The sequence below is a fragment of the Aneurinibacillus sp. Ricciae_BoGa-3 genome (assembly GCF_028421645.1).
GTDB lineage: Bacteria > Bacillota > Bacilli > Aneurinibacillales > Aneurinibacillaceae > Aneurinibacillus_B.
In genome coordinates, this window is record NZ_CP116887.1 from 2,328,454 (window position 1) to 2,341,257 (window position 12,804).

Consider the following 12,804-nt stretch of genomic DNA (forward strand, 5'->3'; position numbering starts at 1 on the left):
TTGATGGCAACCCGCTGCAAAATTTGCCCTGTTTAAACGCTGGAAAAAAGGGTAGTATTTTTGTATCGAGTAATTAGGGGGAGCCATCGATGACAAATTCTCAGGCGATCGCTTATTCCATTGTTACAATGGAGAGGTTAGGATTTTCTTTTGAAGACATTCGTAAGACCAGAAAAGAAATGGAACACGTATTCGACTTATTCGATGAGGATGCGATAGAGCCATACGCAGCCCATATTATGTCGGAATTAATTTCAACCAGGCTGTTGGATGTCAAGATTAATTCCATAGTTGAGATAAGCGAATAATAAAGTCGCCGGCCGGATAAAAGGCCGGTTTTTTCAATTACTAAACCAGTCTGATTATAGAGTGTTGATGTGGCTTGAGCGATGTTTTTGTCATATGTTTTAAAGTCTCATCTGGAGTGTAATAGGCTATTAGTACATGTAAAGGGAAGGTAGCCGAGATGCTCAGAGATAAGTGGTTTAGAAGAGGCGTACAGTTTTTATTAGTACTGGTTATTATTTATATGGTTTATAAAATTAACTTTGTTTTTATACCCATCGTTACGATTTTACGGGCGATTTTTCTTCCCTTTATTGTTTCCGGGGTGGCTTATTATTTACTCCGACCGATTGTCAGGTGGCTTGAGAGCAAAAACATCAAAAGAAGCGTATCGATTCCTTTTATTTATTTCGTTCTGGCAGGCATGCTTACGGCCGGATTTTTTTTCTTAAGGCCGTATTTAGTGGGGCAGTTTGCTACTTTGGCCCAGCGATTCCCCACCCAGTTAACGCGGATGGAGAACTATGTATCCCACCTATCGCCTTTTGCCGATAAAGTAACCCATAGCTTTTCAAACATGGTGAATCAAACTGGTGAGAAAATGAAAGATCAATCCAGCACGATACTGTCTGAAATGATAGGTGTAATCTTTTCGGTAGCGACTGTGCCTTTTATCTTGTTTTATATGCTGCGGGACGAGAGCAACTTCTGGCAGTTTATAAAATATTTAATCCCGCGGTCCAAGCGGGAGGAGGTGGACAGCGTCCTATCAGAAATTGATGAAACGATCGGGGATTATATCCGAGGCCAGATTACCGTGAGTTTTATCGTGGGGGTACTTCTCTATATCGGCTACCTAATAACCGGGCTCGACTATGCCGGCATACTTGCCCTCATCGCAATGGTTACAAACTTTATACCCTATATAGGGCCTTTTATTGCGGCGGCTCCAGCTGTGTTGATTGCCCTGTCCATTTCTCCTTCCTTGATGGTAAAGGTTCTGGTGGCATATATTATCGTTCACATATTGGAAGGCAATGTTATCACCCCGCATATCATGGGCAGAAATCTGGAGATACACCCGTTAACGATTATTGTGATCCTGTTATTTTCGGGTGAACTTGCTGGTGTTCCTGGACTTATTTTTGGTGTCCCTGTTTATGCAATCGTTAAAGTGATATACAGCCATATATTCGAATACCTTGAACCAAAACTAAAATCGTAAACCAATGGTAATCAAATAAAAGGGGTATGCGCGACTGCGCATACCCTGTATCAAAGAGAATGCTATTCATTTGAAAGACCTAATTTTTAACAAGTTGTTTCGAACGTTCCTCTTTAAATTGATACGCTGGAATTCTCCAGCCATTCCCCAAATGATCAGCCAATATCCTGCCGTCATAAATCATTTCGATTACAACCTGCTGGCTTACCCCGATCTTCTTGGCCGTTTCTTCCACTGTTAAATCTTGTTCCTTTTCTTCCATGGTGTTCCTCCAATTAGTAAATCGTTCAAAATCACTGCCAATTTAAAGGGACATCTCAATTGCCCATCGATTAGTCTACACCTTTTGCTTTGAAAGAAAAAGTAAAAATTTTGTGGAGCTGATTTGACAACTCTTACGTTATTTATATTCAAGGAACAACTCGTTCATCTCTATTCTCCAATTTTTCAAAAACAACTGATGCGTTCAATGTGTACGATAGAGCCGGTACGCTTAAATAAAACAAATTAGGGCTATACTAATAACCGTTAATGAAGAGGAGTAGAAGCAATGAATAAAGAAATCACATCGATATTTAAGACATTAATAGAGCTCTACCGCCGTTATTTTTATCTTTTTGCCAGGCCGCTGGCGGTGCTACTTGCCTTTGTATTGTTCGTTAAAATTGTGGTGTATGTTGCGATAAACACGCTGCAGATCTTTCACGTGTTTCTGTGGCTTACGCTGCCGTTTCTCATTGGGATGGGGATTTCAATGGCGCTTGAGCCGCTGAACAAGTATGTGCATGAGAAGTGGAGAATGCCCCGCGTGTTGGCCGTCACCCTAAATTTATTAATGATGCTGCTTATTTTGTTTGGCATTATTTTTCTGCTTCTGTATGCTGCAGTCGTTCAGGCTGAAGCGATTACCGTGCATATTATCCGATACATAGAGTCGTTGTCTATCGAGAACTCACAGCGTTCACTATTGAATTTCTTTCAAAACAGTTTGATAGCCCGCTACATTAGCTTTGAACAGTTAAATAGCCTCATTACACAATATCAGGATAATTTGATTGGCCTGCTTAACCGTGTAAAGGATACACTGGGAGCTTTGGGACGAAGAATCACCTCCTCTACCACGCACTTCTTTATCAAGGTTGTGCCTACTGTATTTGCCACGATGTTTATTGCCTTTTTTGCTTCCTTTTTCATAAGCAAAGACAAAAATAAAATTAACCGTCTGATTGTGGAATATGTACCCACCAAATGGTACCGGTTATTAATCAGGCTTAAAGATGAAGTGGTGCGTAATGCCTTTAATTATATTAAAAGCCAGTTGATTCTCATTACTGTCTCTGGCATTTTTCTGTTGATCGGCTTTCTAATCGTGCGATCGCCGTATGCCATTGCTCTGGGATTAATCGGCGCCATTCTCAACCTTATTCCCATGGGTGCGCTGCTTATCATTCTGCCCATGGCGATTTACTATTTTGTGGTTGGCAATATGTTTGGCGTGTACACGGTTATTATTGCCTTTATTGTGTCGCTGGCGGTCAAGCATGTCATCGAACCGAAAGTTATGGGTGACACGCTCGGGTTTCATCCGCTGCTCCTGATTTTCGCTTTCTATGTGGGGGTGGAGTTGTTTGGAGGTATTGGCATTATCGCAGGGCCTTTCCTGCTAATCTTTATTAAGATCCTCTTTGACATGGATATTATTCGGATAAAAAAGGCGCACGAGGTAGAATAAAGACCGTTTATTTCCCCTTCCGTATCATGTATCATGGAACAATAGGTAAAAAAGCAATCAGGAGGAATCGGATAATATATGAGTCTTTTGATGGTTGAAGATCTGAGCCATAGTTTTGGTGACAGGACGTTGTTTAAAAATGTATCGTTTCGCCTGCTGCCCGGCGAGCACGTAGGACTCGTCGGTGCGAATGGGGTTGGTAAATCTACATTGATGAATATCATAACAGGCCAAATTATCCGGGATAGTGGAAAAGTGGAGTGGACGCCCCGCGTACACTATGGCTATCTCGATCAACATACCGTTCTCACCCCGGGTAAAACCATCCGTGATGTACTGCGGGATGCATTTCTGCCTCTCTATAAAAGAGAGAAGGAAATGCTTGCGATTACTGATAAAATGGCTGACGCCTCCCCGGAGGAACTGGAGGTCATGCTGGAACAAATGGGTGAAATTCAAGAGCAGCTGGAAGTCTCCGGCTTCTATCTTTTGGATGTCAAAGTTGATGAGATGGCCAATGGCCTCGGCCTTGATGCCATCGGCCTCGATCGCGATGTCGCGGCACTCAGCGGCGGGCAGCGAACGAAAGTACTGCTGGCCAAACTTCTTTTAGAGAAGCCTACTGTTTTGCTATTGGATGAGCCGACAAACTATTTGGACGCAGAGCACATTCAGTGGCTGACCACATATCTTAAAGAATATCCGCATGCTTTTATTTTAATTTCGCATGATACGGAATTTATGAATAATGTGGTGTCTGTTATTTACCATTTGGAATTTGCCAAGCTCACCCGCTACACTGCTGACTATGAGAAATTCCTTGATATGGCTGAGATGAACAAAAACCAGCATATCAATGCCTATGAGAAACAAATGGAGCATATTAAAAAAACGGAAGACTTCATTCAGCGTAATAAAGCGCGCTATTCCACCTCTGGCCGGGCCAAAAGCCGCCAGAAGCAACTGGATAACATGGAACGCATTGACCGGCCGGAAACAGCTGCCAAACCTACGTTCCAATTTCTAGAGTCCCGCGCCAGCGGGAAAACCGTTGTGGAAGCGAAAGGGTTGGAGATCGGTTATCAATCGCCTCTGCTTCCCAAAATGGACATGATGATCGAGCGCGGCGAAAAAATTGCCATTGTGGGTTGTAACGGTGTGGGAAAATCTACGCTGCTCAAAACAATTATGGGCGCCATTCCGTCTCTGGGCGGAAAGCTGTATCAGGGTGATTTTCTTTATCCTGCCTACTTTGAACAGGAAGTAAAAGCCGGGAATGTTACCCCGATTGATGATGTATGGAATGCGTTTCCTTCCATGAACCAGCATGAGGTAAGAGGCGCCCTGGCCCGCTGTGGACTTAAAAATGAACACATTAACCGGCCGCTTAGCATGCTCAGCGGGGGAGAGCAGGCTAAGGTCCGCCTGTGCAAGCTAATGATGCGTGAGAGCAACTGGATTTTATTCGACGAGCCGACCAACCACCTGGATGTGGCAGCCAAGGACGAGTTAAAGCGCGCACTTAAAGAATATAAAGGCACCATTCTGCTTGTCTGCCATGAACCTGATTTCTATGAAGAATGGGTAACCCGCGTATGGAATGTAGAAGAATGGTCAATGCAGCAAAGCCGGGTATTACTTCCTTAGCGCAGTGATACTGAATGAAACCCTTTCGTTTAGGGAGGGTTTTTTAAACGGGGTTTAACAAACGGGAGGAAAAATAGTGATGGGTTCTGATATGTTAATTGGCATTATCCAGCACTACGGCTATGCTGCACTGTTTTTTTGTTTGTGGCTGGGAATAGTTGGAATGCCAATCCCTGATGAAGTGATCGTGATGACAGGCGGGTTTGTTGCTTCGTTGGGCCTCTTAAGCCCTGTCCCGGCGTTGTTGGTTACGTATTTAGGCGTAATCTCCGGATTATCTCTTGGTTACTTCTTGGGCCGAACCATTGGCGAACCTATATTGAACCGGCTAAGAAAGAAAAAGAATATTGGCAGGTATATTGAAATAGCCCAGTTCCTAACCGCAAAGTACGGGGCTTATTCCCTTGTTATCAGCTATTTTTTTCCTGTCGTAAGGCACATCGTTCCCTATTTAACGGGAATCGGGCGGCTGTCTTTCGCAAGATATGCGCTCTTTTCTTACAGCATTGGTTTTGTATGGACGCTCGTTTTTTTTGTACTCGGCCTTTATTTTGGAAAATCCATCGATGCTATTGGGTCGGCTGTACATCGGTACGGTTTAATTGGACTTGCTGTTTTAATGGGCCTCGGTGCCATTTGTTTAGCCGTGAAAAAAATAAAGCAGGATTCCCAAGAAGGGTCACTGTAACAGCAGCCACGCAAATGATTACCATAATAACATTATGTTAACTTATTACACGAATCGCAGCTACTAGCAAGTAAACAAAAAGGGAAGCCCTGGGTACACAAAACCATGTATCAGGGCTTCCCTTTTCTATTAAATGTCCAGCTCAGTAGGAGCGGTTTTCAATACTTTTTTCAGAACGGTAATGTAAACAGTTCCGATGACGATCCATATAAGCCCGGTAACTATAGCCTTCCTATCCATTCCATACATAACGTAAGCAATAACGGCAAACCCGATAATGGGGAAAATAAGATGTTTCCACAAGTGCCTGGATTTGTTGCGAATAACATAATGGTTAATGACGGATAGATGGAGCAGCAAAAAGCCGGCAAGCGCGCCAAAGTTAACAATGTTCGTTAATACATCGATGCTATTTTGAAAGAACAGTCCGACAATAATAGAAATAATGGCAACAACCAGGGTGCTGACGTAAGGTGTCTTAAAAGTAGGGTGGATTTTCGCCAGTACAGCCGGAAGCTTTCGATCGCGCCCCATCGAAAATAGAATGCGGGAGATGGCTGCCTGGGCAGCAAGAGCGTTCGCTATTCCCCATGAGAATGCAGTTGCAAGTATCGTCGTATTCTTAAGCCATAAACCGCCTGCTTTTCCTGCGATAACATAGAATGCAGTATCTAAGTTATCAAGTTTCATGCCACGTCCTAAATCGCTTGCGATCCAGGTTTGAATAACGAAAAGTGAGCCAACCACAAGCAGTGCAATAATGGTTGCTTTGCCAACGACTTTACTGCCGCCTTTTACTTCCTCCGACAGCGTAGAGATGCCGTCAAAGCCCAGAAAAGAGAGTACAGCGATTGAGACGGCGCTCATGACAAGATTTAAACTGAAGAAATGGGAATCATACAGCGGTTTGATGGTAAACCCCTGGCCCGCTGTGCCAGTAGTCAATGCGATAATGCCGGCTGCAATAAAAATAGCAAGGACAATAAATTCTGCAATCAGAATAATCTTATTTGCTTTTGCAGTAAATTCTACGCCTCTGACGTTAATGGCGGTGTTGATTGCAATGAAAATCAGCAGCCATGCCCAGATAGGAATAGCCGGGTAAATCGCGGTAAGGGCAGCAGCGGAAATGAGATACAGCAGCGAAGGAACCAAAATGTAATCAAGGAGTATAGCCCAGCCCGCCAGGAAACCGACCGTATCACTGATTCCCCGTTGTGCGTAGGCGTATACAGAACCAGCCACCGGGAAGGCTTCCGACATTCTGGCGTAACTCATGGCTGTAAAAATCATGCCGCCCATGCCAATCACATAGGCAAGAGCCACCATTCCTTTAGAAGCATCTGAAACATAGCCGAACACGCCAAAAGGGGCGATCGGAACCATAAAAATCATACCGTAAATCAGCAAATCCCAGAACGTAAGGGCACGTTTTAACTCCTGTTTATAACCAAAATTCTCAACCGACATTCTTACACCTCTCTCTTAACTATCTCTATAAACTAACCTTTAATTTTGAAAGAATAGATTTTGGCATTTCAAAACGAATGGTCTTCTTCGGGTCTACTACCTGGCAGACCTGGATGTTGCCAACCAGGCTCATCAAGGCAATCGCTTCATGTTTGGATATGCCTGACTCCTGTTCAAGCAGGTTAACCATGTTGCGGGTGGCTGTGCTGGCAGCATCATCAAGCTGCACTTCGGAAGCCAGCGTATACACGTGTGTGTCTGTTTCAATCATCGGCAGTGGCCATTTCTTATCCTTGATCACAGATAGTGTCACTGTGACTTCACCTGCTATCTCAGCCCCGCATACAGCCACCTCTCCATCACCCATTGCCGCATGCAGATCGCCAAGCGCAAACAGCGCACCCGCAACATTAACAGGCAAGAAGAGAGTAGAACCTTCCTTAATAAGCTTGCAGTCCATATTTCCCCCGTGTAAATCCGGTGTACCGCAGGATATCGCTTCCCCGGCTGGGGCTGTTCCAATCACCCCGATCATCGGATTGAGCGGCACCTCAATCTCTTTGGAAAATTGGGCTTTGCCACCTTGGACAGGGATGATACGGACGACATTTTCGCCAAGCTGATCCCCAATGACACCCATATTAGGACCGGTTACCATAACAGCCTGGCTGTTATGGTCAATCTTATCGATCCGGACTGCGAGGATATCGCCACGCTCTGCACCCTTCACGAATACCGGGCCGGTCGCCGGGTTAATGCGATTCCAGTCCAATTCACTAAAATGTGTATTAGCGGTCTTGATTTGGTCCTCGAAACAATCGCACGTTTCAAAAACAACTTGGGAACCTGCCTCCACTGTGATAACTGGCTGATTGTCCTTTGACATTGCGTAAATGACATGATCTTTCGATACACGATTCATGTTGATTACCTTCCTTTTCATCATCTAGTTAAATTTTTTATGCACTACTTGTTAGAACAGGTCCATATATTCCGCTGTTTCCCAGTCTGTAACGTGACGGGAAAATCGCTCCCATTCAGCGGTGCGAAGTTTCAACGTATGTTCGACAAATTCGGATCCCATTAAATCGTGAAATAGCTCGTCCTGCCCCAGAGCTAGCAGAGCCTCACCGAGTGAACGCGGCAACTTACTTCCGGATTCATAGCCGCTTCTTTCTAGAGGGGCCGGTGGCTCAAGCTGCCTGCGAATGCCATCCAGGCCCGCAGCAAGGGTTGCCGCAAGCGTGAGATAAGGATTTGTATCGGCCCCAGGGAGGCGGTTTTCTATCCGCATGCCATTTCCGAGTATATGCGGGATGCGGATCATCGCTGTTCTGTTTTCATAGCCCCATGTTGCGGTTGTTGGGGCAAACGAGTAGGGCACAAGCCTTTTGTAGCTGTTTACAGTGGGATTTGACAGTGCACACAAGGCGGCAGCATGATGCAACTGGCCTGCAAGAAACCAGCGGCATATGTCTGACAGCCCATCAGGCTTGCTGTTGTCATAAAAAACATTTCCTTTATCCCGGTTGTAAAGGGACAGGTTCAAATGTGAACCACTGCCGCTCATGTCTGTAAACGGCTTGCTCATGAACGTCACACGAAGGCCTTTCTGCTGCAGAATTTCTCGGATGCTTGTCCGGTAGTAGAATGCCATATCCGCAATTTCAATGTCCCAAAATGGTTCATGAGTGATTTCAAACTGGCCCGAACCATATTCCGTGTTGGCTATCTGCGGACCTGCTCCCATTTCAGAAAGAGAGAGCATAGCGGCCGTGAAAATTTGCTGCACTTCTGCCTGCTTAAATTCGGAAAAAAGCTGGAGGCCTTCCCAGGCAGGCTCCGGGGGATTGGTTTTCCCTTGAAAGGCGTAAAATTCATATTCAAACGCCCCATATACCTGAAATCCCATTTGTTTGATTTCATCAAGCACCCGCCGGAGAACATGTCGCGGCGCGACGGACACGGGGGAACCGTCTGTTTCATATACGTCGCCTATAATGCGCGCAATTCCTGGAGCATAGGGGAGGATGCTGAATGTTTTAGGGTCAGGCTCAAACAGCCAGCTTGGATATCCTCCGTCAAATCCGCTTCCTAACTCAGGCCGTATTTTGGCTGAGGTATCCATAGAAAACAGGACAGAAGGATAAGAGGCTCCGCTTGCTAAAACAGTTTGCAGAAAATGGGCGCTGGAAATATTACGTGAGCGGGAGATATTCGTATGATCCGGCAGGCACATTCTTATCGTATGAATATTGTTTTCGCGCAGCAGACGCTGAATGTACTGTTTCCATTCTTCTGCAGTCAATTAAATTCACTTCACTTTCTGTGGTATGTCGTTTTACTTCAATATGCAAGAAGTGTGCCAAGAAATAAAATCAAAAAAATACGTAAATTATAAGCATTTAAACGATGGGTATCCAATTGAAGAAAGGATTGCGGTTCAAAAATGAACCAATCGATTTCAAATCGGTTATAATGAAGCTAAAAAAAAGGAGGGGTAAACAGTGGAACCCTTTGTTTTTCGGAGTAAGAAAATGGAGTTGGTATTTAATCAGGCAAAAAGGGTGGCCGCTTTTCCTTCTACAGTTTTAATAGAAGGGGAGACCGGAGCAGGCAAGGAGGTTGTGGCTTCTTACATTCACGAACAAAGCCCGCGATCAAACATGCCCTTTATTAAAATCAACTGCGGGGCAATTCCGGAAACCCTGCTGGAGTCGGAATTGTTTGGTTATGAGAAAGGTGCGTTTACCGGAGCAAAGCGGGAGGGTAATCCCGGATTGTTCGAGCTGGCCGATAAGGGCACGCTGCTCCTGGATGAAGTGAGTGAGCTGCCAATGACGATGCAGGTTAAACTGTTACGCGTTCTACAGGAACGCGAAGTCAGGCGCGTTGGCGGCAGCTGGTCTAAATCGGTTGACGTGCGGATTTTAGCCAGCAGCAATCGAAATCTTAAAGAGGAGGTAGTTTCCGGGAGGTTTCGCAAGGATTTGTATTTCCGGCTTAAGGTCGCACATCTAAGCGTTCCCCCGCTTCGCGAACGGCCAGAAGACGTGTCAGGACTGCTGGCCTACTTTTTAGAAAAAGTTTGTACGGACTTTTCCTTCACCCGTCGCTTTTCTACTGAAGTATGGGAACAGCTGCTCCATTATTCATATCCAGGAAATGTAAGGGAGCTGCGAAATATTGTGGAGGGATTATGTGTTTTAGCAGATGGTCAAGAGATCACCAGTGATCATGCTGCTCACTACCTGGAAGGTCTGGAAGGAACGGGCACACATCCAGCAACGCTCCAACAGTATCTTGACCAAACAGAAGAGAGGGTTCTCAGAGAGGCCATGAGTAAACACAGAAGCATCCGGGACACCGCGCTCGCACTGGGAATAAGCCATACAACCCTGCTTAGAAAACTTCAAAAATACGCAATTTCATCCAAACACGGTACCGGACAAGCGGAGCAGGTCTAATCACCCTTGCCATAATACTTGCGAAGGCAGTTTTGCCTCGTTGTAAATGGGGTAATACAAAATGACTTGGTTGACAACCCACTTTTTACACGAGGAGGAAACATCATGAAACGAATGAACCGCATTCTTGTAGGCTCGCTGGTAGCCTCAAACGCGCTTCTTCCAGTTACGGCAATGGCAGCAGACACCACTTCCACATCAGGGTCAACCGTAACGAACACCACAAGCGGAACAACAATCGGTTCCAGCACCGTAACAGCCGGCACAAGTACGACAACAGGCGACTCTACAACTATCAATACGGGCGGGACTGTGGAGACCGGTGGAGCAACGACGCCAGGCACAGGCACGAATCCGCCAGTGTTTAAAGACTTTAAATCGGTCAGTACATGGGCGATGAATTATGTCGTAACGGCAAAAGAGCTGGGGTTTATCGCAGGGGATACAGATGGCAGATTCAGACCGCTTGATACCATGTCCCGTCAGGAAGTGGCGGTTGTACTGAGTAAAATGTTGGGACTTGATGTGCCTACCGTGACAACCTCCTCCTTCCACGATGTAAAAGCTCCATGGAGCCGCGACTACATAGAGGCGGTAAGGAATGCGGGAATTATGCTGGGAGACGGTAAAAACTTCTTTCCAAGCAAACCGATCACACGCGAAGAGTTAGCAGTGATTCTGGTGAAATCAGCTGCTGTAAACATCGATCAAAACCCAATCCTTCCCATAGTCGATAAAGGTGTTGTGAGCTACTGGGCACGTCCGTATGTGGCGGCGGCCATCCAAACAAAGCTTATGGTAGGGGACAAGCAGTATTTTTATCCTCGAAAAAATGCGCAGCGACAGGAAGTAGCGGCGATTTCCTTCAATCTTCATAATTTGCTTAGCGCAGGCAGCGAATCAGCTGGCAGCGGACAAACGGGCAATCAAACCGGCGGTACAACAGACCAGACGCCTCCCGTATCAGTGAACCATTCAACTTATAAGCTCGATGTTAGTGGATTAACCCAGACCACTACATCTGGCGATACACTCACAGTTCAGTCTGGCATGCTTATTCCGACAACCAATGTGAGCCGGGATCAGATCGATGTAGCGGTTGAAGCTGCAGTTAAAAATAGAACCTCTACAAACTTAACCATCACCACGGACAAGAAAGGCGATACAGGGTTTGTCCAGGCAACCATCGCCTCAATTGCATCAAATTCATCTGGTTCAGCTAATGCCTCTGCAACTGCTGGCGCACAGCAACCACACGTGCAAATTTGGGCTAAAGGAAGCGATGGACACTGGTATGATCTTTATTCCGAAGGTTTGGGAGCAACTAGTAGCTTATCGCTTTCAGCCAATGACTCACAGACTATTCCTGTATACGTAATGACTGATGCACCCGGTTCTTATCCTATTAAACTTCGAATAGTAGATGCTAAAAATCCGACAACAGTCATTGCCGAAAAAGATTTCACGATTAGCAGCACCACAGCTTCCGGTCAGAGCTGAATAACATGCAAGGGATAAGCACTTTGCCTACCACTTTAAAGTGGTAGGCGTTTTTGATCTATGATAGTGTATAACTAGAATACGTATATAACGGTCAGTGGGTTAGGAGTTTATTTTAATCATGATAAAGAAAACGATGAGTATCCTTATATTTATTCTCATTATCATTGCAGGTTACAGCCAGAAAGATCAGCTGCTTCACTGGATGAGGGCGGGCGGAAGCCTGTCAATATGCATCAGTATGCTGTTTGTAGCCATAACGGTATTTTTTCCGGTGGTTCCTTTTCCCGTGTTGGGAGGGATCATTGGAGCAATTTTTGGTATGTGGGAGGGGGCTGCTATCTCGCTGGCGGGCGCCATGCTTGGAACGACCCTTTTGTTTTTTCTTGTCCGATATGGTTTTCGGGACTGGGCTCAGAATTACGTGCAGAAGTATCCCAAAATAAAAGAATACGAACAGTATTTTGAGAACAATTCTTTTCTGGCGATTCTTTTAAGCCGTGTTATTCCGGTGATTCCTGCAGCAGTTGTCAATATTATCTGCGGGCTGAGTAACGTAAGGTGGTGGACGTTTTTCTGGGCCTCGGTTCTGGGCAAGATACCGAATATTCTACTCGTTAACTTTGCAGGGTCACATTTTCTGCAAAACAAATGGTTTTCGATTGGGATTTACGGTGTGTATTTGTTGATAATTTTTATCATTAATTACATCGTTCTTTATAAAAAAATGGCAAAATCCCAAGAAAGCTAAATGATAGAGTCGCAAATTGACGCCATCCGCAGCAGGATG

At 45.3% G+C, this 12,804-nt stretch carries 12 protein-coding genes; 8 read left to right on the forward strand and 4 right to left on the reverse strand.

Going from position 1 to position 12,804, the window contains the following annotated elements; translation table 11 throughout:
* Positions 1–89 precede the first annotated feature (89 nt).
* Positions 90–308: a hypothetical protein gene (locus PP175_RS11840; protein ID WP_272442991.1), complete on the forward strand. Its 219-nt coding sequence runs from the start codon at positions 90–92 to the stop codon at positions 306–308.
* Positions 309–466: 158 nt separating this feature from the next.
* Entirely contained in the window at positions 467–1,510 is a 1,044-nt protein-coding gene (locus tag PP175_RS11845) for an AI-2E family transporter (RefSeq protein WP_272442992.1), read from the forward strand.
* Positions 1,511–1,589: 79 nt separating this feature from the next.
* Here the strand turns inward: PP175_RS11845 and PP175_RS11850 are convergent, their stop codons facing one another.
* On the reverse strand, positions 1,590–1,772 hold the full coding sequence (locus PP175_RS11850; RefSeq protein WP_272442993.1) for a helix-turn-helix domain-containing protein: 183 nt from the start codon (positions 1,770–1,772) through the stop codon (positions 1,590–1,592).
* A 288-nt stretch (positions 1,773–2,060) separates the two neighbouring features.
* Here PP175_RS11850 and PP175_RS11855 point away from each other — a divergent pair, with 288 nt between their 5' ends.
* The 3 genes from PP175_RS11855 to PP175_RS11865 all read left to right on the forward strand — a co-directional run bounded on the left by PP175_RS11855 (position 2,061) and on the right by PP175_RS11865 (position 5,577).
* Positions 2,061–3,242 (forward strand): AI-2E family transporter, encoded by a 1,182-nt coding sequence (locus PP175_RS11855; protein WP_272442994.1) that lies wholly within the window; start codon positions 2,061–2,063, stop codon positions 3,240–3,242.
* A 78-nt stretch (positions 3,243–3,320) separates the two neighbouring features.
* Positions 3,321–4,889, forward strand: coding sequence for an ABC-F family ATP-binding cassette domain-containing protein (locus PP175_RS11860; protein WP_272442995.1), 1,569 nt, complete (start codon positions 3,321–3,323; stop codon positions 4,887–4,889).
* Between the two features lie 79 nt (positions 4,890–4,968).
* On the forward strand, positions 4,969–5,577 hold the full coding sequence (locus tag PP175_RS11865) for a DedA family protein (RefSeq protein WP_272443250.1): 609 nt from the start codon (positions 4,969–4,971) through the stop codon (positions 5,575–5,577).
* Positions 5,578–5,706: 129 nt separating this feature from the next.
* Here the strand turns inward: PP175_RS11865 and PP175_RS11870 are convergent, their stop codons facing one another.
* Genes PP175_RS11870 through PP175_RS11880 form a run of 3 tightly spaced genes read right to left on the reverse strand, consistent with a single transcriptional unit; the run spans position 5,707 to position 9,355 of the window.
* On the reverse strand, positions 5,707–7,047 hold the full coding sequence (locus tag PP175_RS11870; protein WP_272442996.1) for an APC family permease: 1,341 nt from the start codon (positions 7,045–7,047) through the stop codon (positions 5,707–5,709).
* 25 nt (positions 7,048–7,072) lie between these two features.
* On the reverse strand, positions 7,073–7,969 hold the full coding sequence (locus PP175_RS11875) for an acetamidase/formamidase family protein (protein WP_272442997.1): 897 nt from the start codon (positions 7,967–7,969) through the stop codon (positions 7,073–7,075).
* 51 nt (positions 7,970–8,020) lie between these two features.
* On the reverse strand, positions 8,021–9,355 hold the full coding sequence (locus tag PP175_RS11880; protein ID WP_272442998.1) for a glutamine synthetase family protein: 1,335 nt from the start codon (positions 9,353–9,355) through the stop codon (positions 8,021–8,023).
* Between the two features lie 199 nt (positions 9,356–9,554).
* Here PP175_RS11880 and PP175_RS11885 point away from each other — a divergent pair, with 199 nt between their 5' ends.
* The 3 genes from PP175_RS11885 to PP175_RS11895 all read left to right on the forward strand — a co-directional run bounded on the left by PP175_RS11885 (position 9,555) and on the right by PP175_RS11895 (position 12,765).
* Positions 9,555–10,514 (forward strand): sigma-54 interaction domain-containing protein, encoded by a 960-nt coding sequence (locus tag PP175_RS11885; RefSeq protein WP_272442999.1) that lies wholly within the window; start codon positions 9,555–9,557, stop codon positions 10,512–10,514.
* Between the two features lie 105 nt (positions 10,515–10,619).
* Positions 10,620–12,014, forward strand: a complete 1,395-nt coding sequence (locus PP175_RS11890; RefSeq protein ID WP_272443000.1) for an S-layer homology domain-containing protein — start codon at positions 10,620–10,622, stop codon at positions 12,012–12,014.
* A 121-nt stretch (positions 12,015–12,135) separates the two neighbouring features.
* Positions 12,136–12,765 (forward strand): TVP38/TMEM64 family protein, encoded by a 630-nt coding sequence (locus tag PP175_RS11895; RefSeq protein WP_272443001.1) that lies wholly within the window; start codon positions 12,136–12,138, stop codon positions 12,763–12,765.
* Positions 12,766–12,804 lie beyond the last annotated feature (39 nt).